This is a genomic window from Oceanispirochaeta sp. M1 (assembly GCF_003346715.1).
Taxonomy (GTDB): Bacteria; Spirochaetota; Spirochaetia; order DSM-2461; family DSM-2461; genus Oceanispirochaeta.
Map to the genome: position 1 here is coordinate 42459 of NZ_QQPQ01000009.1, position 23932 is coordinate 66390.

Below are 23932 nucleotides of genomic sequence, written 5' to 3' on the forward strand. Positions count from 1 at the left end.
ATTTTACTCCCAATGTATTTGATTACAGGCTTCCAGAACAGCTTCGCCCAGAACAGGGTGAATCATCAATGATTTCCTCAGGCTGGAGAGTCCTATCCCGGCATCCAATACAGGTCCGCAGAAACCTGCTGTTTCTGATACAGTCTGACCGCTCATCCAGAGACCTGCCAGCCGATCTTTATCTGTTACAAGAACTTTCACAAAACCAGTTTCCCACTTGCCCATTCCACGCCAGGTATGGTTAAAAGGGAACTGTCCTGAACCATAGGGAATTCCCGCGGCAATCAGGTCTTTCTCCTGCTGTCCGGCTCCGGCAATTTCAGGAAGAGAAAAGACTGCCCTGGGAAGTCCACCCTGGTCCAGGGTTATGGGGATATTATCTTTCAGAAAGTCTCCCATCTGCATCCCCTGCTGAACCGCAGCACTTCCCATCCCTAATAAACCGTTGATATCTCCCACAGCAAAAATATGGGGAACGTTGGTTCTTAGAGATCCATTGACGGGAATTCGATCCTTCAGACACTCTACCCCGGCAGCCGCAAGGCCTTCGGGAAATGAGGGACGACGGATGCCTGTGATCAGAACAGGCCCGGAAGGATTTATAGATTGGGAATCTGTTAATAACTCGCCCTTCTCTCCAGAACCGGTCACCCTGGTATCCATTTTGAAGGAGACTCCATTGTCCTTCAGGCGATCCGCTATAGGCTGTACAAGATCTCTATCGTACCCGGTCAGAATTTCACTCTGCTGTTCAAGGACTGTTACGGATGTTCCCAACTCAGAAAAAAGTGAGGCAAACTCGATCCCCTCCACATCCCCCCCGACAATCGTCAGAGAACCGGGTGGCCGGGAAAGTGAAACAGCCTCTTTATGAGAAATACAGTTGGGATGGTCAGATACTCCGGGGAGACTCCCGGGTTCGGTTCCCGTTGCCAGAATAATAGAACGGGCTGAGAGGATGGTATCATCAACTTTAAAGCTATCAGCAGAGAGAAAAAAACCTTCTCCCGTATAAAGATCAACTCCCGCAGACATCAGACGACGATTCATCAACGGCCCCAGATGATTCATTCTCTCCCGGCTATCATTCAGAACCTGGGGCAGCCTTTCAGGAACTCCGGTTTCACGAAGAAGCTTAATGCGATCCAGGATCATCTTAACAGGGAGACAGCCTGTTGCCAGACCCGTTCCTCCCTGTATGTCCCGCTCTACAAGAGCAGTCTTGAGTCCATTTCTGCCACAGCTTAAGGCAGAGTAAAAGCCCGCAGGACCGGAGCCCAGCACAAGCACATCATATTGCACAGATTCAGACGATTTCAAGAGCGATCTGGATCATCTGGTTGAATGTGGTCTGCCTCTCTTCAGGGCTGCACTGCTCACTGGTGACAATACTGTCACTCACTGTAAGAAGAGACAGGGCATTAGCCTTAAACTTCGCCGCCAGAGTGTAGAGAGCAGAAGTCTCCATTTCCGCCGTCAACACGCCGTACTCCGCCCATTTCTTCCACCCATCGGGGTCATCCGCATAAAAAGTGTCCGATGTGAGAACATTCCCGACCTTGGCGGAGACACCCAGTTCCACACCTTTCTCCCAGGCCCGCCGAAGGAGATCGAAATTAGCAGTAGGAGCAAAATCCATGCCCCCGAAACGGAGGCTGTTCATAGAGGAATCGGTTGAGGCGCTCATGGCCATAACAACATCCCTGATTTTTACATCTTCCTGCATAGAACCACAGGTACCGATTCTGATCAGATTTTTAACTCCATAGACAGTGAGTAACTCATTAACGTAAATAGAAATTGAGGGCATGCCCATTCCGGTGCCCTGTATGGAAACTTTCTTTCCCTTATAGGTACCCGTATAACCGAGCATCCCCCGAACCTGATTGTAACAAACCGCATCTTCCAGAAAATTCTCAGCTATGTATTTAGCTCTTAAAGGATCTCCGGGGAGAAGGACAGATTCTGCGATATCCCCTTTCTTTGCTTCCATGTGTGCTGTACTCATTTATACTTCCTCCAGTATTTGTTACTTTCGAACCACCAAACAGGCGGCTCTGTACAATTTTTGAACATCGTTCCGGTATTAAAACACCAGACGAGTCTCTCCTCTTCCTCTTTTCAAAATATCCTTTGCACGATACTGAGCCTCCCTGCGGACAGCATCAGTATCAGCCAGTACCTTACCGTTCCGTTTCACAAAACTCCCGGCAATCAGGGAATCCCTGATATTCTGTTTTCCGGCACTGTAGAGAATTGATGCAAGGGGATTATAAAGAGGCATGGTGTGGATATCATTCAGGTCCCATATTAATAGATCAGCAGCGGCACCTTCGGCGATTCGGCCTGAATTAAATCCCAGTGCCTCATGACCTTTCATGAGCATCTGCCATACTTCACGAAGAGGAAAGGATTCGGGATCTCCGGTGATAAACTTTCCAGCCAGAGCAAATAAGGAAGCCTGTTCCAGAGGACTCAAAGAATTGGAACTGGCAGCGCCGTCTGTTCCGATACATAAGGGGAGTTCTCTGGGATTCTGCCAGAGGGTTCCCTGCCCGCAGGAGAGTTTCATATAGGTTTTAGGACAGACCGCAAAATGGGTATCCTTTTCAATAAGTGCCCTCTCTTCATCCCGTATCCATAAACCATGAGCCACAATCAGAGGTAGATCCAGACAGCCAGCGTCCTTCAAAATTTGGAATGGGGTTTGACCGTATTCGATCAGGCTCTTTTTTACCTGTTCTGCTGTTTCTGACACATGCATATGCAGGCCCACTCCCAGAGACGCGGCTCTCTCTGCCGTTTGCTTCAGCTGCTGCGGAGAACAGGTATAGGGAGAATGGGGTCCCATCCGAAGAGCCAGGCGCTGGGATTGATTGTTCCATTGATCAATCAATCCGGCAGCAGCATCCAGCTGTTCTTCAAATCCACCGGTCATCCCAAAGAGGGTCGGTGCGATATCAGCCCTTATTCCCGTATTCAGAACAGCCTGGCAGATTCGATCACTCATAAAATAGTGATCTGCAAAAGCACAGACACCATTATCCAGCATCTCCATGATGGCAAGCATTGCTCCTGCCTCCACATCCTGGGCGGTCATTTTACTCTCATAGGGCCAGATATCCCGGTTGAACCAGGTGTCGGCGTCCACATCCTCGGCGATACCACGAAAGATGGCCATGGGAGAATGGGAGTGGAGATTCACGAACCCGGGGGACACAAAAAGCCCCCGGCAGTCTATAATCTCTTCACCCTCCTGAGGAATGTTAATCGATGATTCATGCTCGGCTGACCGGAAAATATGAGTAATCAGACCGTTCTCAACAGACACATTGCTTTCAGGAAGAATCTGACCTGTTTCGTCTATAAGAGAGGCATTTTTAAGAATCAGATCAGGCATAGGTTCTCATAAGGTCCATAAATAGCTTTACAAATCTCTCCCGGTCCAGGGTCATCGCAACTTGTGCGTTCGGCTTTTTCCCTGTCACTTTCAGAACATCCGCAACTGATTTCCCCCGAGTCAACGAACCTTCGGTCTCAATCTCCACATGATAAGATTCCATGCCTGCCAGAGAAGGATCGATAGCACAGGCCACAGCAAAGGGATCATGCATCCCCAGTCCGGGATGCCCTATGCTACGGTAAAAATCCATATACCATTCCATCATCCCCGTCAGGGATTCAATAACCGGTCCTCCCAGCTGTTCCATGTTCCTGACCTCTTCGGGATAGAGCAGAGCCCTGTTGGTCACATCCAGTCCATACATAAAAAGGGGCACACCCGACCTGAATACCACAGCGGCCGCATGAGGATCGGCATAGAAATTGAATTCAGCAGCGGGAGTGGCATTTCCTCCGTTAACGGCTCCACCCATCATAATAATACTTTTAATTTGTTTTGCTGTATCCGGATAGACCATCAGTAATTCTGCAATATTTGTCAGAGGTCCCAGGGCGATAATTTCCAGCTCACCCGCAGCCTTTCCAGCCTCATCCCGCAGCAAATCGACGGCACTGCGGCTGCTGAGAGATTTGCCCTTTGGAAGAACAACTCCTCCAAGACCGTTGGCACCGTGCACACTTTCCGCATGCTTCGGCGGAACATAAAGAGGTTTCGCCGCCCCCGCAGCCACTTCTATATCCACCCCGGCCAGAGCGGCCAGATCCAGGGCATTCCGGGCAGTATTTTCAACGGAAACATTCCCGGCTACTGTGGTTATGGCTCGCACATTCAGTTTATCAGAGGCAAAGGCCATCATCAGGGCCAGAGCATCATCTATTCCGGGATCGCAATCGATCACAATTTGTCGTTTCAACATTCGCTCCTCTATTCAGTCAAGCCGTTCAAGGCTATCCGCCAGAAGGTCAATAAATCCATCCCGGTCTATATCAAAAAGGACATCCGTATTGGGCTCTTTCCCCAGTATTCCCAAGGTATCCACCACAGTACATCCGCTAGTAAACCGTCCCGCTGTTTCTATTGCAACATAACACTTCTTTGATGTAAACATGGATGGCTTGAGGAGCCAGGCTACAGCACAGGGATCGTGCATGGGACTGCCCCCGAAATCGAAATTTTCATCATGAAATTTTCCAAAGAAGTCCAGAAGTTCCGCAACCATTACAGCTGTCTTTTTTCCAATGCTTCGAAAACGTTCTGTATCTTCTTTTTTGATAAGAGCCTTGTGGGTAACGTCCAGTCCGCTCATGGTGATAGGGATTCCCGAACTGAAGACTATATCCGCCGCCTCGGGATCCACCAGGATATTGAACTCCGCTGCGGGAGTCCAGTTTCCTCCGTAACAGGCTCCGCCCATCAGGGATATCCGCTCAATCCGGTCTTTCAGCTCCGGATGAGTTAAAAGCAGGAGTCCCACATTGCTGAGGGCTCCCGTTGGAATCAGGGTTACGGGAACATCAGATTCCCGGATGGTTTTCACCATCAGTTCCACAGCACTCATGGCAACCGGTGCGAAAGTAGGATCCGGCAGCTCCGGACCATCCAGTCCGGACTCTCCGTGTACTTCACCCGCTGTAATCAGATCCCGGAAAAGGGGGCCGGAACATCCCTTTGCCACCGGCACTTTCGCCCCGATAAAGCTCAGAACCTTCAAGGCGTTCAAGGTGGTTTTTTCCACAGTCTGGTTGCCTGCAACGGTTGTGACTGCTTTAATCTCAAGCTCATCACTGGCATAAGCCAGAATCAGGGCAATAGCATCATCATGCCCGGGATCGCAATCCATTATGACTGGTTTTTTCATACAGTTTCCTCTGATTCTTTTTTCCCTGCCAGATTATGCATTGAATGAATCCTCTTAATCTTATTGGATTTATTGATAGCATAGACCACCAGCCCGATGACCGTAGCAGCATAGGGGATCATCTGAACGAATTCCCCCGGTATCCTGAGGGACTGGAGAGAATTGGACAGAGCATCGAAAAATCCGAAAAGCATTGAGGTCAGAAATACCCCGATGGGAGTGGCACCGCCCATGGCATTCGCTGCCAGAGCAATAAATCCACGGCCGGCTGTCATATTCTGACTGAACCAGGAAACATACCCCATAGACATGTAGGCTCCACCGAAACCGGCCAGGAGGCCGCTCAGAGTCAGAGCAATATACTGGGTCTTAATAACGCTGATACCAACAGAATCTGCGGCTTCAGGATTTTCACCCACCGCCCGGATCTGCAGACCCAGAGGGGTTTTATAGAGAAAATACTGTAGCGCAACAACAGCCAGGATAGCCACATAGGTCAGAACATTATGTCCCGACAGAATGGAACCCAGAATGGGTATATCCTGAATCAATGGAAGGTTAAGCTTAGGCAGAACCATACTCGCTAATGAGGAGGAGATTCCCTTGTCACCGGCTACCAGAAACATGATAAAGACAGTTCCGCCCATGGCCATCAAGTTGATGGCGATGGCAGACAGGATCACATCCGTTTTCAGGTTAAGGGCAAAATACGCCAGAACCATGCCCACTAATGCTCCCACAAAAACGGCACACAACAGACCCACAAGAGCGCTCTGAGTAAGGGCGCTGAAAATAACTCCCGTCAGTGCGGCAAACAGCATGATACCTTCAAGAGCGATGTTGATCACACCTGCTTTATCGGATATCAAAGCGCCCATGGCTGCAAAAAGAATCGGAGTTGCAACCCTTAAAACGGCGTATCCGAATTCCACAGAAAAGATAATATCAAAAAATCCCTGCATATAAAAATCCTTTATTCCGCCACTGCGCTGCTCTTCCGGGCAGCCTTGAAGACGATTTTATGTCTGTATGTGGCAAGGAAACTATCCGCCGCAATCAAAACGATCATGACACCCTGTATAATTGCCACAACTTCACTCTGTACATCGCTGGTCCGGGCCATCAGGTCCGCACCAATCCGCAGATAGGCCAGGAAGAAGGCTGCTACAGGAACCAGGGCAGGTTTGTTCCGGGCCAGAATGGCTACAATAACACCGTCCCAGCCGTATCCGGGCAGGAGCTGCCAGGAAAACCGGCGGTACATACCCAGGACTTCAATGGAACCGCCCATACCGGCAATCATTCCTCCCAGTACCTGAGACGAAATAATGACTGAGGTCGTTTGGATTCCTGAATACCGGGCGAAGCTGGAATTCAGACCGGTTAGTCTGGTCCGATAGCCCCAGCGGGTCCGGGACATATAAAAATAACAGATTACAATCATGACAATGGCCACAATCAGACCGAAGTGGATTCTGGTTTTAGGGATGATCTTGATCAACTTGGCGGAGGGGGCAAATTTATAGGATACCATGGCTCCCGCATTAACATCCCTGAGGAAATAGTTGATCAGATAGAGTCCCAGAAAAAACGCCATGTAATTGAACATTAGAGAAGAAACGAGCTCCGATGCACCCCATTTTGTTTTTAAAAAGGCAGGTATCCCGCAGAATACCGCACCGGTTAAACCACCTGCCAATATGGCAAAAATTGGATGAATCACAAGAGGGAGTGTCCAGTTACAAGCAATAAACGAGGCAGCCACACCTCCCATGAAAAAAGCTCCTTCGGCTCCGAGATTGAACTGGGCAGCTGAAAACATAATGCTTATAGCCAAACCCGTAAAAATCAGAGGAATCATCATCTCAATGACATTACCGAAGTGGCGCACACTGGTTATGGGTCCGAACAGGAATTTACTCAAGGCCTGTCCCGGCTCATCACTGACCAGAAGGATTGTGATCAAAGCAACTGTCAGGGCAATAAGGATTGCCAGGAAGGTTCTGATAAATTCAAATATAGTTTTCTGATTACGCATACACAACTCCTGCAATCTCTTCAGGGGTCTGTTTCTTGACTCCCAGCATATATAATCCGAGTTCCTCTTCGGATATGGTGGAGGCATCCTTAATAAACGCCGTAATCTGCCCGCCATACATAACAATCAGGCTGTCCGACAGTTCCATGACTTCATTCAGATCTGCTGATATAAGCAGGACGGCACTGTTGTCATCCCGCAATTCCACCAGCCGCTTCCTGATAAACTCTGTGGCACCCACATCGATACCCCTTGTGGGCTGGTCGGCTATTATCAGTTCCGGGCTTGAAGAAAATTCCCGGGCGACGACAACTTTCTGGATATTTCCACCCGACAGCATTTTGACATCCTGCAATGGGGTATCACATTTAATCTTGTACTCTTTGACAAGTTTTTCACCATTTTCTTTGATGGCAGCCGCACGAGTCAGAATTTTTCCTGTGAATTCCGGTGAATCATGTTTATCAGACATCAGATTCTGTTCAATGCTCAGTGACTCTGCCACACCGTAGGTCATGCGGTCTTCGGGAATATGACAGGTTTTCAGGTTCCGGATATCTTTGATACTCAGATTCTTGATACTCTGCCCGTTTATTTCTATATCACCGTAAATAAACTTTTTAAGCCCCGTGATGGCTTCAACCAGTTCTCCCTGGCCGTTCCCTTCCACACCGGCGATTCCCAGGATCTCTCCTTTTCGGAGATCAAAAGATATATTGTTAACAGCAGGTTTACCAAAATCGTTTACGATTGTCAGGTCTTTCACCTGAAGGAATTTGTTCTTGGGTACCGCTTTTTCTTTTTCGACAGTCAGAATAACATCCCGTCCTACCATCAGCCGGGAAATGTCCGCTTCGGAAACATCCGCCGTATTAAAGACACCCTGATGAGTTCCATTCCGCATAATTGTCAGGCGGTCACACAGCTCTTTCACCTCATGCAGTTTGTGGGAAATAAAAATTATGGTATTCCCTTTATCCTTTAAAAGGTGGAGTTCCTCAAATAATTCTCTTGTTTCCTGAGGAGTTAATACCGCAGTGGGTTCATCCAGAATCAGGATTTCCGCCCCTCTGTGCAGGGCTTTTAAAATTTCAACTTTCTGCTTGATACCTACAGGCAGATCCATCACTTTGGATTTGGGATCCACATCCAGGTTATATTTTCGGGCCAGTTCTTCTGTCACTTTCACCGCTTTATTCATATCTACTGAGAGACCTTTTTTAGGTTCGACTCCCAGAATCATATTTTCAGCCACAGTCAGAGACGGTACCAGCATAAAGTGCTGATGCACCATTCCGATGCCCTGCTCAATAGCAGAATTAGGTGATGTGATTTGTATAGCCTCTCCATTCAGAGAGATTGTCCCTTCTTCGGCTTTTTCCAGTCCGAATAGGATTTTCATCAATGTTGACTTTCCGGCACCATTTTCACCCACCAGCGCATGGATTTCTCCCTTTCTGATGGAAAAGTCTACACTGTTATTGGCGACGATACCGTTGGGATAGACCTTTACAATCTTATCCATTCTCAGTAAATCTTCCTGCATAAAGAACTCCCGATTCATTCTCTTCCTGAAATTTAAAGAGCAGGGATATCCTTTCGGATACCCCTGCTCCTATTACATGCAACTATCAGGGTTTTACAGCATTTCTCAGGCTGTTCATATCTTCTGTAGTCATACCGAAAGCACTGCCGACAACAATATCTCCGCTGACTATTTTCTTCTCAATCTCCGCTAATTCAGATCGAATATCTGCGGGGACAACTCTTTCATAGATGTCATTTTCCGCAAGACCGACACAGTCTTCAGAAAATCCGAGGACTTCCATCTCTCCATAGGGAACCTTACCTTCCATATGAAGATCAATAGCTCTCATAAGGGAGTTATCTACTCTTTTAAGTACTGAAGTGGTGATCAGTTCTGCCTTGGCAGCATCAGAATCTACAAAAATGGCAGCCTGATCAGAATCTACACCGATAGCGTAGCGATTGACGTCCTTGGCAGCATCCAGCTGACCGAGACCGGCCTGTCCGGCAACATTGTATCCGATGTCGACACCCAGGTTGTACTGAGCCAGAGCCATTTCTTTACCTTTAGCGGAATCACTGAAAGATCCGATATAGGAGATGGCCACTTTGGTGGCGGCATCAACATACTGAGCACCTTCGATGTAACCGATAAGGAAGTCATTGATTACAGGAATATCCATTCCACCCAGGAATCCGACCATTTTCTCATCGTTGGACAGGGCTTGACCGGAAGTCATTCTGGCAGCCAGAGCGCCTGCTATAAAGGAAGCTTCATTCTGTTTGTATCCGATGGAGTAAACATTACCCAGGTTGCCCAGGGAGTAATCTACGCCGGAATCGAAAATAACATAGCGTTTTTCGGGATAATCGGGGGCGATATCCTGGAGCATTTCGACCATCTGCCAGGTACCACATATAACGATATCCCAGTCTTCTTCGGAAACATCCTGAAGAGTCGGCTCCCATTTCGTCTGGTCATAAGTCATTTCAATTGTTTTAACTGAAACCTTGTCGCCGTATTTTTTGGCGATCATTTTCATACCGTTATCAGCGGAATCAAAGAAGGACTTATCCCCCAGTACTCCGTTTAGAATAAGAACCACTTTCAAAGGTTCAGCTTCAACTGCTTTTTCTTCGGCAGCGGCAGCTGCGGGTGCTTCCTTTTTACTGCAGCCGACCAGTCCCAGAGACAGGATCAGAAGAACTGTCATAAGAATAGAAAGAGTCTTTTTCATATTTTCTCCTTTAAGATTTGAAGTTGTGTAAAAATAATCATAGCATGGCCCCTAAAATGCGTCAAAAATATTTTGAAAATTTCATTCTTATTCTGAAATTTTCTGAAATTTCTTTACTCCGTTTCAGAACGGTATTACAATAAAAACCCTATATCTTACAAACCTGACAAAGGAGAACTTAGAAATGAGCAGCAAAATTCCAAATGGAAAATCTCCCACATTACAGGATATTGCTGCTGTCACAGGAGTGTCTCCATCCACTATTTCCAGAGTTCTGAACAACTCAGAAAATGTCAAACAGGGGATTCGGGATAAGGTAATACAGGCTGCCGGCGAGCTGGGATATCAGAAGGTTCAGAAACAGAATACCGAAGCACCCGAAAATAATGTGATTGGTCTCATCATTCCTGATATAATGAATCCTTTTTTCCCCGCTCTTATAAAAGGAATTCAGAACACAGCCCATTTTCAGGATTATAATATCATCCTGTGTGACTCAGAAAATGATACATCCGTGGCTGAAGCACAACTACGCCAACTGATGATCAGTCATATAAGAGGTCTCATTTATATCCCATCATCAGAAGATTCTGGATTAGGAGAAAAACTGGTAAAACTCCCAATTCCTGTGGTGTTCCTGGATCGTAAAATCAACTCTGACATCATCAATTATGTGGGCTCTGAAAATTCAGAAGGCGCTTATAATGCCACCCGATACTTACTCAGCCTGGGACACCGGGATATTCTTTATCTGGCAGGTGAGGGAGTCCTCAGTACTGAAAAAGAGCGGTATGCCGGCTTTAAACGGGCTATGGATGAAGAAAATATAAATATTGATGAAGACTATATCCTGTCCTGCGGATATTCATATGAGATCGCCTTTAAAAAGGTTAATTCCTGGCTGGATAAGAGTAGAAAGGTAACAGCAATATTCGCTTCAGACGACCTGATGGCCTACGGTGTTCTCAAGGCTCTCAAACAAAAGAAATTAAGATGTCCAGAAGATATTTCGGTAATGGGATACGATGACCTCCCGTTCTCTGACCTCCTCTCTCTGACGACGGTTTCCCAACCAGCATATCAGATGGGCCAGAATGCTGTTCTCCTCCTTCTGGATTTAATCAACAAACGAAAGGCTGCCCCTCAGGAGATTATCCTTCCCAACTCCATGATTATCCGTAACACCTGTGGAAAGTACTAAGACTTCCCAATTACAGGACTCAGGAAACAAAGAGATCCAGAAAAGTCTGATTTTTCGTATCAACAAGGCCTTTATCGGTGATCTTAAGATCCGGAATAACAGGTAAGGATGTTGTTGCCAGCCGCATCACAGGATTATCCGCTTCAAGCCCCGCCATTGCGAGAATACGATTCATCCTTTCCACCTGAGGTGTCAGCTCTTCTGCCGGAGAACAGGACATCAGTCCCGCTATAGGTAACTCGAGAGATTCCACTCTATCACCGCACACATAGACAATTCCTCCCCCAATCCGCCGGATCTCTTCAATTGCTCTAAGCGCATCAGCCTGATTTGTATAAACCAAAGCCAGATTGTGAGAATCATGGCAGACTGTGCCAGCCAAAGCACCCTCTTTCAGATGGAAATTTCTAATCAGCCCTGTCGAGAAATCCTTATTTCCTCTATGCCGGTTAAAGATAGCAATATAGTTCAAATCCTTATTGTTCCTCAGGGAGAGAAATCCATGTTCAACAGGAATTGACTCGATGCTCTCTTCTGTCAGGGATGTCTTAAGATTAAGATGTTTGATAACACGGACCTTCACCTCTCCTTCCTGCACAGGGGCCCGAATACATAGAAAGTCTTCAGAAAACCCTTCCAGAAAAACAGTATTCTCTTTCTCTATATCAGAACTGAGAAGATGTACTTCTCCGGTAAGCGATCCATTCTCGGCTACCAGCTGACCCTCAAAGAACACTTTTTGAACCCTGAGATCTTCAAGATTATCAATCAGATTTATATTGGCAATGTAACCTGGTGCCAGAGCACCCAGGGTTCTTAGACCATAGAGACCGGCCGTATTGATTGTAGCAGCTTTAAGAGCTTCAATGGGAGCCATCCCTGCATCAACCGCAATCCTGATGCAATCATCAATATGCCCTTTGGCCCGGATTTCCTCCGGTTCCCTGTCATCGGTGCATAGAGTAAAGTTCCGAAGAGGTCCCAAGGGTCCCAGGGCCTCAACAATGCTCCGGGTATTTCGTTCAAAAGAGCTGTCTCTGGCATCCACAGTCATACCTGCCCGAATAGCCCGAAGGGCATCTGCCCCCTTCATAAACTCATGATTACTTCGGGGACCGCCACATAGATAAGCAGCAAGTTCCCGTGGACTTTCACTGAAGAAATGGCCCTGAATAAATACATCCCTTTCAAGAGCCAGATCCAGAATATCGCGCATTCTGGAGGAATTATTAATAACACCGTAGTAATCCATCACCTCGGCCACACCGAGGATATCCTCCATATCCAGAAGCTGTTCAATCTCATCACGGCCGAAGACTGCACCCGATGATTCCAACCCCGGTGCGGCGGGGACACAGGAAGGAGCCAGTGCAAACTGATACATGGGAAGCCCCTGTGCAGCTTCCATCATATACTTTACTCCCCGGATACCCATCACATTAGCGATTTCATGGGGATCCGTCACAATAGCCGTTGTTCCCCGGGGTACCACAACCCGGGCAAAGTTACCGGGAGTGAGCATGCTGCTCTCTATATGCATATGTGAATCAATATAACCCGGGACAGCATAGAGACCCTCTCCATCTATAATGTGTATCCCTTGATTATCCGGTAGAGGGGAATCAGGCAATTGATCGGGGTCTCCCCCATGGATGTAGGCAATATATCCATGACAAATCCCAATCTCAGCCGGATAAATCTCTCCGGAAAAGATATTAACCAGATTTATATTCCTGATCAGCAGATCAAATGGCCGACGTCCCATTGCGGCATCAACCAGATCCCGCCTCTGAAGGGGGGTCAGTTTTTTCATAGGATCACCCCTCCGGCCTTTCTACAAGCCAGTCCATCAGATTTTTCCAGAACAGATCATAATATTTCCAGGATGTGAACTCGACAGGTCCCCAGTGGGGAGCACAGTCGGAAGAGAAAATTCCGGTCCGTCCCTTCCCATACTCTCTAATCCCCACAAAAGGATCACCATTAATTATCGCCAGAATCTCTCCTGAATCACTTTGGGGAAGGGTTTTATTGTAACCCAGAAAATGGGGCCACTCTTCATCGATACCCTCGAAAACAGGATGTTCAGGATGCAGTATGGCAGGATTCACACCTTCAGGCTTCTCCACCCGGTCATCATAGGGCAGCATCTTTATGGGGAGGATGTCGGCAATGGCGGTTTCACCATAACGTGTTTTTGCATCTATCCCTGTAAAAGACATATAGCCGCCTATCATTAGAAAACTCCCGCCCTGAGCTACATACTCCCGGATAAGTTCCAACCTGTTGCTCTCCCGTTGGCCTTTGGAAAAACAGTATCCGACAGGAGCAGAGTATTGGAACCGATATCAGACAAAACAATGCAGCTGAAAGGGATCATCTCTTCCAGGGTCATAGGAAACTGGGTTGGAGCCAGATGATTGGGGATAAAATCGACTTCATAGTTGCCCTTAAGAAAGGCATTCCTTAAAGCATCGACTCCCTCTTCATATGTAGAGGTAGTAAAACTGTCGAATCCTTTTACATGGGTGGTATAACTCATCCAGGATTCACCGGCAATCAGTATCTTTTTCATCTTATAGACCTCCCCTATGGTCATTCCTTCTCCAATTCTCCGAAGGCAATGACACTACTTCTAGGATAAAGAACATTTCCAGAGAATTCCATGATTTTTCCGAACAGGAACCGGGGCCTCAGAGACAATTCTCAGGATGTCTGAAATATCTTGAAATATCCAGAAATATCCAGAAATATCCAGAAATTAAAAAAACAACTTCTTTGACCGTTGCTGTCTGTCATGATATCATTTCTTTCAGTCATTGGAATGGATGATTCATTTCCTAACGATATTTATCCCGGGAGACACATATGAAAGCATGGGAATATGAACATAAAAAACTACATACCGCCTCACCAGTGGATTTCGAAAAGAATCCCAGTGACTGGACCGGTGTGGATGAAATACTGAAAAGCCGGCAGGGACTTCTGGATCTTTTCTGGGCAAGTCAGGTTCCCGGCTCCCGTGCACCCGAATCCCTCTATCTGGCCATGATTCAAGCCTGGAACAACAGAGGATATGATGTTACAGAAGCTGAAAAGCTGATTGAACCGGCGTTGAAGGAACACAAAAACAGGAATTTCTCCCTCTTAGAGCGCTTGACCGGTCAGATCCTGAAGCGCCTTACAGAAGCCCCCCTTGATCCGAATCACCCGACTCACCGGTTCAAACGGCCGGAAATATGGGAAGAAATCCGCTCTGCATTCCGGGTTGGCAACGCCTCCCCGGGGGTCGTGGAAAACCTGAATGAGAAAATATGGCGGGGGTGGAACGGTCAGATTGCCGGAGGATCTTACGGTACGGCCCTGGAAGGGTATACGGGGAAAACACTTCGCAAGGTCTATGGAGAGAGATTGAATGGGTATATTAAGGAGCCCGAAACCTTAAACGATGATATTACTTTTGAATTGGCTGTTCTGAAGGCAGCAGAGAAGGCCGGATCAGATATGACAGCCGAAGATATTGCTGATATGTGGCTCCAATATATCCCTTTTGGATGGTCTGCCGAATATTTTGCTCTTGAGAACCTGAGAAGAGGATTCTATCCCCCCCTATCGGGAAAACTGGGCAATTTCTTCTCCGAATGGATCGGCGCCCAGATGAGGACCATGGTATGCGGTTACCTGGCTCCGGGAGATCCGCTCAGGGCAGCAAAATATGCATTTATGGACAGTTCTATATCCCATGAAACCAACGGTATCTATGGAGGAATTCACAGTGCGGTACTCAGTTCCCTCGCCTTCACCATGAACAGTGCCCGGGAAGTTCTTCTGAAATCACGGGATTATATCCCCGAAGGGACAGAGTTTGCTTATTTCTTTGATATGACACTGGAAAGCGTTCAGAAACATGAGAACCATATTACATCATGGGAGAATCTGGAAGATTCCATTAAAACCTATAACTGGATTCATACCTATCCCAATATGATGGCAGTGGTACACAGTCTATGGTACTGCAAAGATGATATAAGCCGGGCTTTCCGAATTCTGGCTGACTGCGGAGCCGATGTAGACTGTAATGCCGGAGAAGTGGGCAGTGTCCTGGGAATTCTATTTCCAATTGAGACACGTTGGACCGACCCTTTTAATGATACCCTGGAGACCTATGTACCGGGAATGGAAAAAATGAAGATATCCGACCTGGCTTCATGGACAGCTGAGCTCTCCCGGAAGATGCAATAGCGGGACCTCTGTCATGGAAGTAATTTTGTTACTATTTACCCCTTAAAAGTCATATCTTCAAATTCAACAATCCCGAATCCCATCCCGATCCTGTTTCCCTTCTGAAGGAAGACTTTCATTTTTCTCTGGAGGGACGTGTTTTCGGGAAGGTCGGAAGAGATCTTCAACCCCTCTCCAAAAACCCGTTCCAGTGCCTGCTTATTGTTATTGTCATTTTCTATGATTCTAAAAAGTTTGGAAAATTGTACGATATTGGACTCCTTGTCCAGTATCAAGTTTATATTTTCATGGAGTAGCCAGGAATGACAGCTGCCAATGGGATAGTCTGTGTTCCAATATGATCTGAAAAAACCCCTTGCCCTGTTCAGTGATTCGATGCATTTCTCAGGGGAGAGCTTCTCTCCCTCGGGAATATGAATATGGAGGCAATCCGTATTTCGGGAATACCCTTCTACATTTTTTTTATTCAGAGATCCTGTTTCAAATTGCAGTCTCCCTAACTTGAAGAGCCTGAGTTGAAGATGATTTCTGATCCATCCCATCTGCAGCAGTCCAGTATTACCGGTCTTCTGGAAGCAGTGGGCAGTCCAGGTATTTATATCAGTCATGGTATCTGTGTAGACATCGGAGGGAATCCCTCTGTTCTCATATTCAGCCTTGCACTCAGCGGCCAGAACCACGGCAAGGTAGAGATTCATCATGGGCAGGAGTGAAGAAGCGAATCTCATCTTCAACAAAAGTCTATAGAGTGGTAGAGATTTGAAGAGCAGCCCTTTCAGAAGGGTCTCTCTATTCTCAAAAAAGCTGATTATTGCAGGTTGTTCATCCATAAAACAGCAGAGAGCATCTACGAATTTTGATTCAAGAGAGATATCTGTTGCAATATCTTTAATATCTGACTTTGTCATTCTTTACCTATTATCCCTTTAAATACCTGACGGACACAGTGTTTCAGAGGCAGTTGCTCACCGCAGATTCTCTGATGATCAGCTTGGGGTCCACCGTCAGAGACTCCTGAGGTCCTTTGGGAGATTGAATAAGCCGGAACAATATCTCAGCCGCATTCATCCCGATATCATAAGCCGGCTGCTCTACAGTTGTGAGGGGTACAGGCAGATGAGCTGAATAGGGAAGATTATCAAATCCTGTTAAAGAATAATCTCCCGGTATAGAGAGATTCTTTTCAAGAGCCGTCATCATGATGAACCTGGCGACCAGATCATTTACGGCGACAATAGCCGTAGGGCGCTCCTCAGTATCCAGTTCTTCCAGCAGATCAAAGAGATAATGGAAGATTTTACTCTCCGGATTCGAACCTCCAGAGAAATCGTGAGGAATCGAGTCTACATCACTGAGAGAGTACAGATTCTTTCTTAACAGGGGGACTCCCTCACTGATATGGGCCTGGCAGAATCCTCTGTAACGTTCCTGTTCCGAAGAAATACTGTTCACCGAGGACCCTACAAAAATGATTTTTTTGTGCCCCAGCTTGATCAGGAACGATGTTATCTCCTCAATTCCTCTTTTGTTATCCACCGTAACAAGAGAGGCATCTATCCCCGGTATTTTACGGTCTATCAGGACAAAAGGGTATTTTTGGATCATCAGTTTACTGTACATGTGAAGATTGGCTTTTTCAGAAGAGGGGTAAACAATGATCCCCTGGGATCCTCGGGAAAGTACATCCTCAATAATCTCAATTTCATTTTCCGGATCTTCTGCTGAATTATGGAATGTAACGAAATAACCTTCGGTTTTTGCCACATCTTCAATCCCTTTAAGAAATAATGATGAAAAATCTTCAGCAAAAGGGAGAATAAGGGAGATGAAGTCAAGCTCATTCTTAGCAGATAAGGGTGAGAGTTCCTGTCCGCCTAACCACCCCTTTTCGGTTACGTAACTACCGCTCCCTTTTACCCTGTAAACAAACTTCTCTATTTCCAGTTCTTTCAATGCCCGGGAGACTGTTATTCTGCTGACTTTATTCTCGGCGGCAATTTTCATTTCAGTTGGGAGACGTGTTCCGGGGGTTAATTCACCTGAGAGAATCTTCGTCTTGTATTGTCTGTAAATCACTTCATAAAGCGGTTTATTTGATTTTGCCATCTTACCTCACTGGATATGCTATAGCATATTAAAATAAATATTGACAATTTACCAGCAGATGCTATAGTGAATCATAAATATGATATAGCATATAAATACATAAACATAAGACATAACACATTTAAAAAAAAGGAATATTATGAAAGATAAGAAAGAGATTTACCTTATCCCCTATTCCCATCTGGACACTCAGTGGCGCTGGGAGTATCCCACAACCATTACAAAATACATCAGAAAAACTCTCAATGAGAGCATTGACCGCTTTAAAAAATATCCTGAACATCACTTCAACTTCACCGGAGCTCTTCGCTACGCCATGATGAAGGAGTATTTTCCAAAACAGTTTGAAGAGGTAAAACGCCTGATAGGAGAAGAGAGATGGCACCTTGCCGGAACCTGTCTCGATGAAACAGATTCTCTGGTTCCCTCTTCCGAATCCCTTATCAGAAATATCCTATATGGTGACCGATGGCAGAGCAAAGAGTTCGGACAGAGCAGCAAAGACTATATGATCCCCGACTGTTTCGGCTTTCCCGGCAATATGCCCACTTTAATGGCACACTGCGGCATTATCGGATTTTCAAGTAATAAACTGACCTGGGGCTCCGCTGTGGGTATACCCTTCGAAATAGGTGTATGGAAAGGACCCGACGGCAGTGAAATTGTCAGTGCTCTCAACCCCTGCCGCTACGATTCACACTTGAAACTGCCCCTGTTTATGAACCCCGGACGCCTGGGCAGACTCAATCGCCTTGGAAAAAAAAACGGGATATGGAAGTCATTTCAATACTACGGTGTGGGTGATGTCGGAGGGGCACCAAAAGAAGGTTCCGTAAAAAGGGCCCTGGCCAGCATCCGTCATTTCAATAAAAAAGGCGGAGACATGACTGTCCGCCAGGGATCAGCCGATCAATTCTTTGCCGAAATAACTGATGATGAGAAAAACAGGATGGACCGTTATGAAGGAGATTTCCTTCTGACGAATCACAGCGCCGGAACCATCACATCTGCAGCAATAATGAAACGATGGAATAGAAAAAACGAGCAGATGGCCTTTGCAGCCGAATCAGCTGCATACAGTGCAATGCACTTTGCCGGATCAGCCTATCCTACTGAAAAAATATCATCGGCCTGGAATAGAATCATCGGAAGCCAGATGCATGATATCCTTCCCGGAACATCGACACCCACAGCCTATGAATATGCCCATAATGATGAAGTTCTTGCACTGAAAACATGGAGCACCATACTTGAGGATTCCGCTGCCGCGGTGGCTCCTCTTGTCAGAGGAGATGGAGAGATTCTTATTTACAATCCCCACTTCGAAAACCGCAGAGATCCGGTCCATGTGGAACTGACGGGGGATGTGAATTTTGAAAATGACAGATGTACTGTTCTTGATGCTGAAGGTTTTAAAATTCCGGCTGTCATACAGAAAATCGGAGAGAACAGATCCAGCCTGACCTTTATCCCGAACTTAGCTCCTTTCGGCTGGTCCCGCTATTCTCTGTCTGTCGAAGAAGAAGCTCAAAAGATTGCTGATGCAGTGTCTCTGACTGAAACAGATAGAGGTTATACCCTTGAAAATCAGCAGTATAGAGTTTCACTTACATTGAATGGAAAAATTGAGTCTATTTATCAGAAGGAGAGGGGCGCCGAACTTTTTACGAAGCCCCCTGCCTATGAACTGCAGAGAGAGAGACCCATGAAATTTCCTGCCTGGAATATGGATTGGCGGGACAGAAAGAAGACCCCATTTATCAGGATTGAAGAGGGTGGTGATGTCTCTGTAATTGAGCGGAATCCCCTGCGCTCCACTCTTCGTATCACAACAAGCTATGGTTCATCAAAACTGGTCAAGGAGATCAGCCTCAGTTCAGAATCTGAGATAGTAGAATTCTGTGAGAGAATTGAGTGGCGGGAGACAGGCTGCTCACTCAAGCTGGCTTTCAGCACTGTGGAGAAGGACCCCGATTTTACATGTAACTGGGAAACATCAAGAATAAAAAGAGATGTAAACCATAAGAAAATATTTGAAATGCCATCACGTCTCTGGGCTGATCTGAGTGGAGAACACGGCGGATTCACCATAATAGAGGATTCAAAATACGGCTATGACCGGCCTGAATCCAATACTGTAAGAATGACTCTTCTCTATACCCCGGCCCTCCGTTATTACAACGGGTTCTGGGATCAGAACTCACAGGACTGGGGTGAACATACAATTCGCTACGGAATCCACGGGCATAAGGGAGACTGGACAGGGGCCGACTCTCTTGCCAGACGTTTTAACCAGCCGGTCCGTTCTTTTCTGATTGGAGAGAAAACAAAGGGCGGTCATCTGGATGATCCTTCTCTTTTTAAGATTTCAGATCCCCAAATCGGAATTCTTGCTGTTAAGAAGGCTGAAGATAATAATTCCCTTATCATCCGAATCTATGAGCGATATGGAAAAAAAGCATGCGGCCATATTGTCTTCTCTTGTGATTTGCTGGAGGCCATTGAAGTTAACGGACTCGAAGAGCCCATGGCTGAAGCTGATTTCACAGGTAATCGCCTGAGGGTGAGCATACCTGCATGCGGGATCAGATCCTTTTCAGTTAAACTTTCTGGTCAGGCGGAAAAACTTCTGACCAGGCAGAAGAGTCTTACACTTGATTTCAATAAGCGGATGATCGGAAAGAATAGTGAGAAAGGAGAGGCCCTGTTTCCGTCAGAGATAACCCCCGGCAAAATTGATTCAGGAAATGTCTCATTTCTGATGAATACAGACCAGCCTGAGAATGCCCTTCAATGCGGGGGACAGAAAATACCTGTTCCCGTGAATTTTGACAGCATTTTTCTCCTTACGGGATCTGAAGCAAACATGAAAGTGCCCTTTACATGGCTGGATAAAGAGGGGAGAAAACTGGCTGAAGAGCTCTGCACAGTATCATCAATGACTGAATTTGCCGGTCAATGGGATAGAAGACTCTGGAAAAGAGAGCCAGGGCATTTTTTAAAGAACAGAAACGATTATGCCTGGCTTAATAAATGTACGGGAGTCGCTCCCGGATATATAAACCGGAACCGTCTGGAGTGGTATTCAACCCACAGCCATAAGGATGGAAAAGATCTGGCCTACCGCTATGGCTACCTCTATTCCCTGAACCTTGCCATTCCGACTGGAGCAACGGCCCTTCTGCTGCCCGACAGCAATGATGTTTATATCTTTGCAGCCACAGTTTCTGAAAGGCCGGCAGAACTTAAGAGTGTACAAGTCATGACAGACAGCTATGATTTTTAAGAGGGGTTTATTCTTTGATAAAAAACGACAGGGCGAAAGCCCCATTTAAAGCTGTTACTGACATTGCTATAGGAAATTAAATGAAAAATCTAATCAATAAACTTAAAAAACAGATCAATACAAAAGTCGGGAGCTTCCATATAGAGGGGGCAGTCACAGAAGAACCGGTACCCTTTGAAAAACGAGAGGCTCTGACTTTCAAAGAATATAAAATAGGAGATTCCTGGGGAGAACTGTTCTCCTGCGGCTGGTTTCATTTGACTGGTAAAATTGATCCGTCAATATCATATCCGGTTTCCCTGAAACTGGATATGAACTGTGAAGCCCTCCTCTATAATGCTTATGGAGTTCCCGTAAAGGGATTTACCAACGGGAGCTCGGCATTCGGTTTTATGGGGCATCTGGGAGATCCTGGAAAATACTACTATCCTCTGAGCGACTTCACTTCTTCCAATGGGGATGTGGAACTCTGGCTCGATGCGGGTATGAATGATCTCTTCGGCAATGTAAAGAAGAAGGGACGCATTGAAATTGTAGAGATGGTCACAAGAGATATGACTATAAGAGAGTTGTATTATGATCTAAATACACTCCACTCCTTGAAGCTGGCCTGCATCAGAGAGGATCGTCAGGCGTACAGAATATACAGTCGGGGACTCAGGAAAGCCGCTGGAATCATCAGGAGCCGTAAGGGATCATGGACAGCCGATGCACTGGCTGTCACAGCGGAACTACTTAAAACAGAGAGCCGGGCCCACCATGAAATCAGCTCTATAGGTCATGCACATCTGGATCTCGCCTGGCTCTGGCCGGTACGGGAAAGCTATAGAAAAGGGGCTAGAACCTTTGCCAATGCCCTGAGGCTGATGGATGATTATGAAGATTTCTATTTCGGTGCCAGCCAGCCGCAGCTTTATGAATGGGTAAAAGACCAGCACCCCGGACTGTATGAACAGATAAAAGAGAGAGTGGCTCAGGGCCGCTGGGAAGTACAGGGCGGAATGTGGGTTGAAGCAGATACCAATATTTCAGGAGAAGAGGCCCTTGTACGTCAGATGCTCTATGGTATCCGTTTCTATGAGAAGGAATTCGGCATCAGAGTAAAAAGCCTCTGGCTTCCGGATGTCTTCGGATATTCAGGGAATATGCCTCAGATTATTAAAAAGTCAGGACTCGATTACTTCATGACCATAAAGATCTCCTGGAACGATACAAACAAATTCCCCCACCACAGCTTCAACTGGGAAGGAATAGACGGTTCCCGGATCTTTGCCCATATGCCTCCCGAGGGAGAGTACAACAGTCCTGCCAATGTCTATTACCTTCTGAAATCGATGAAGAATTACCGGGAAAAGCAGCTGGATAATCGAACACTCAATCTATTCGGTGTAGGAGACGGCGGAGGCGGTCCTGCCCCCTCTCATATGGAGAGACTGAGACGCCTCAACGGGCCGGCTCCCATGGCAAAATTAAGGATTGAACCCTCCTGGAAGTTCTTTGAAAAGCTTTCAGGCATCAAAGAGAAATTCCCCGTATTCAAAGGCGAACTGTACTTGGAAAAACATAGAGGGACTTATACATCCCAGGGACGTGTTAAGTACTACAACCGCCGTATGGAACAGAAACTGAAAACCCTTGAGACAGTTCTCATTCAGACCGGCCGATTCGGAGATTTCAAGGAAGAACTGCAGACCATCTGGAAGGAAGTTCTCCTGTATCAGTTCCACGATATACTGCCGGGTTCCTCAATTAAAAGAGTCTATAGCGAGTGTCTGACGCGATATAAGATTCTTGATGAACGTATCGACGCCATTACAGCAGAAATCTGCAATGCCCGGCTGGTCTCTTCTGAAGAGGAGATCTCCCCGGACAGACTTACTGTATATAATCCCCTTCCTGTACAGGCTGCATCAAGAAGAGTCTCGGAATCAGAGTACCAGATCTTTACCATGGAGCCTCTGTCGGATATTCCAGTGAATATAAAATCCTGGACCAAAGAGCCGGGAAAAGATGTGAGAATGATGGAGAACAGTCAACTGAAGCTCCGCTTTAAAAAAGACGGCTCAATAGCATCCATTCTGGATAAATCTACGGGAAAACAGGTTCACAGAGCTACAGGAAACAGGCTGACCGTATATACGGACATAGCCAATGCCTGGGATATTTCCCGCCATTACCGTCTCCTCCCAAAGAGAAAAATGCGGCTTCTCCGAAGCGAATCATTCACTTATGGACCGGTACAGGAGATAGTTCAGCACTACAGACATGGGAAGAGTTCTCTGGTTCTGACAATCCGTCTGGAACCGGACAGCCAGCGCATAGATTTCGGAATCAGGACAGACTGGCAGAGCAGCAGAACCATGCTCCGAACAGCTTTCCCTCTGACAGTAAAAAGTGAGACGGCAGTATATGACATACAGTTCGGATCTCTTGAAAGAGTCACTACAAATAAAAACAAGAGAGAGAGAGCTCAGTATGAGGCCTGTGGACATAACTGGGCAGACCTGAATGACGGGACCCGGGGTGCGGCTCTGTTCACAGACTGCAAATACGGCTTCAGGATTAAAAACAATACAATCGATCTGAACCTTATAAAATCCACAAACCACCCGGCCAAAGAGGGAGACCTGGGAGAGCATCAGATGGCCTACTCTCTTTATATCCACAGGGGAGACCATATTGATGCCCGGGTTGATGAGAAGGCCATGGAATTCAATACATGGATGCCCGTAATGGAATCTGAAGATTCCCTGGGGGCTGCGCCCTTCGAGCTGGATAACAGCAATATCACCTACTCCACTCTCAAAGAGAGTGAGGATGGGAATGATCTTATTCTGCGTCTCTATGAAAGGAACGGCAGGAATGAAAGCTGCAGACTCAAAATAAACAGGAGTACAGACGGGATTTATGAAACCAATATGGTCGAGGAAGATCCTGTGGAATTGAGCAGAGAAGATACAATTTCTCTGAACTTTAGACCCTTTGAAGTAAAAACAATAAAAATAGAATTAAAAAAGAAGGGAGTTAAATAGA

Annotated in this window: 16 protein-coding genes and 1 pseudogene; 4 read left to right on the forward strand and 13 right to left on the reverse strand. The window is 46.5% G+C overall.

Annotation, left to right across the window (positions count from 1 at the left end):
• Positions 1 to 3: 3 nt before the first annotated feature.
• The 9 genes from DV872_RS07945 to DV872_RS07985 all read right to left on the reverse strand — a co-directional run bounded on the left by DV872_RS07945 (position 4) and on the right by DV872_RS07985 (position 10064).
• Positions 4 to 1302 (reverse strand): NAD(P)/FAD-dependent oxidoreductase, encoded by a 1299-nt coding sequence (locus DV872_RS07945; protein WP_158546882.1) that lies wholly within the window; start codon positions 1300 to 1302, stop codon positions 4 to 6.
• Between the two features lie 4 nt (positions 1303 to 1306).
• Positions 1307 to 2008, reverse strand: coding sequence for a purine-nucleoside phosphorylase (gene deoD, locus DV872_RS07950; protein WP_114629336.1), 702 nt, complete (start codon positions 2006 to 2008; stop codon positions 1307 to 1309).
• A gap of 78 nt (positions 2009 to 2086) precedes the next feature.
• Entirely contained in the window at positions 2087 to 3400 is a 1314-nt protein-coding gene (locus tag DV872_RS07955) for an amidohydrolase family protein (RefSeq protein WP_114629337.1), read from the reverse strand.
• The gene (locus tag DV872_RS07960; protein WP_158546883.1) at positions 3393 to 4316 is read right to left on the reverse strand and encodes a nucleoside hydrolase; all 924 of its coding nucleotides are present in this window, start codon (positions 4314 to 4316) and stop codon (positions 3393 to 3395) included. The genes DV872_RS07955 and DV872_RS07960 overlap by 8 nt, the downstream gene beginning before the upstream one ends.
• 15 nt (positions 4317 to 4331) lie before the next feature.
• Entirely contained in the window at positions 4332 to 5261 is a 930-nt protein-coding gene (gene rihA / locus DV872_RS07965) for a pyrimidine-specific ribonucleoside hydrolase RihA (protein ID WP_114629339.1), read from the reverse strand.
• On the reverse strand, positions 5258 to 6223 hold the full coding sequence (locus DV872_RS07970; RefSeq protein WP_114629340.1) for an ABC transporter permease: 966 nt from the start codon (positions 6221 to 6223) through the stop codon (positions 5258 to 5260). Before DV872_RS07970 ends, rihA begins: the two co-directional genes overlap by 4 nt.
• 11 nt (positions 6224 to 6234) lie before the next feature.
• Positions 6235 to 7299, reverse strand: coding sequence for an ABC transporter permease (locus DV872_RS07975; RefSeq protein WP_114629341.1), 1065 nt, complete (start codon positions 7297 to 7299; stop codon positions 6235 to 6237).
• A complete protein-coding gene (locus DV872_RS07980; protein WP_114629342.1) occupies positions 7292 to 8845 on the reverse strand; it encodes an ABC transporter ATP-binding protein in 1554 nt (517 codons plus the stop codon). Before DV872_RS07980 ends, DV872_RS07975 begins: the two co-directional genes overlap by 8 nt.
• 85 nt (positions 8846 to 8930) lie before the next feature.
• On the reverse strand, positions 8931 to 10064 hold the full coding sequence (locus tag DV872_RS07985; RefSeq protein ID WP_114629343.1) for a BMP family ABC transporter substrate-binding protein: 1134 nt from the start codon (positions 10062 to 10064) through the stop codon (positions 8931 to 8933).
• Positions 10065 to 10248: 184 nt separating this feature from the next.
• Between DV872_RS07985 and DV872_RS07990 the strand changes: the two genes are divergently transcribed.
• Complete coding sequence (locus DV872_RS07990) at positions 10249 to 11265, forward strand: LacI family DNA-binding transcriptional regulator (protein ID WP_114629344.1); 1017 nt, start codon at positions 10249 to 10251, stop codon at positions 11263 to 11265.
• A gap of 19 nt (positions 11266 to 11284) precedes the next feature.
• On the opposite strand, the gene ade is transcribed toward DV872_RS07990, so the two are convergent.
• Both ade and DV872_RS27260 read right to left on the reverse strand, forming a co-directional pair.
• Positions 11285 to 13078, reverse strand: a complete 1794-nt coding sequence (ade, locus tag DV872_RS07995; RefSeq protein WP_114629345.1) for an adenine deaminase — start codon at positions 13076 to 13078, stop codon at positions 11285 to 11287.
• A 4-nt stretch (positions 13079 to 13082) separates the two neighbouring features.
• A pseudogene (locus DV872_RS27260) lies at positions 13083 to 13864 on the reverse strand (glutamine amidotransferase).
• Positions 13865 to 14133: 269 nt separating this feature from the next.
• On the opposite strand from DV872_RS27260, the gene DV872_RS08005 reads away from it, so the two are divergent.
• Complete coding sequence (locus DV872_RS08005) at positions 14134 to 15507, forward strand: ADP-ribosylglycohydrolase family protein (RefSeq protein ID WP_114629346.1); 1374 nt, start codon at positions 14134 to 14136, stop codon at positions 15505 to 15507.
• Positions 15508 to 15542: 35 nt separating this feature from the next.
• Here the strand turns inward: DV872_RS08005 and DV872_RS08010 are convergent, their stop codons facing one another.
• Together DV872_RS08010 and DV872_RS08015 are read right to left on the reverse strand one after the other, a co-directional pair.
• Complete coding sequence (locus DV872_RS08010) at positions 15543 to 16415, reverse strand: acyltransferase domain-containing protein (RefSeq protein WP_114629347.1); 873 nt, start codon at positions 16413 to 16415, stop codon at positions 15543 to 15545.
• 43 nt (positions 16416 to 16458) lie between these two features.
• The gene (locus DV872_RS08015) at positions 16459 to 17613 is read right to left on the reverse strand and encodes a GntR family transcriptional regulator (protein ID WP_114629348.1); all 1155 of its coding nucleotides are present in this window, start codon (positions 17611 to 17613) and stop codon (positions 16459 to 16461) included.
• A gap of 139 nt (positions 17614 to 17752) precedes the next feature.
• On the opposite strand from DV872_RS08015, the gene DV872_RS08020 reads away from it, so the two are divergent.
• Both DV872_RS08020 and DV872_RS08025 read left to right on the forward strand, forming a co-directional pair.
• On the forward strand, positions 17753 to 20899 hold the full coding sequence (locus tag DV872_RS08020; RefSeq protein ID WP_114629349.1) for a glycoside hydrolase family 38 C-terminal domain-containing protein: 3147 nt from the start codon (positions 17753 to 17755) through the stop codon (positions 20897 to 20899).
• A gap of 80 nt (positions 20900 to 20979) precedes the next feature.
• The gene (locus tag DV872_RS08025; protein WP_114629350.1) at positions 20980 to 23931 is read left to right on the forward strand and encodes a glycoside hydrolase family 38 C-terminal domain-containing protein; all 2952 of its coding nucleotides are present in this window, start codon (positions 20980 to 20982) and stop codon (positions 23929 to 23931) included.
• Position 23932: the final 1 nt, after the last annotated feature.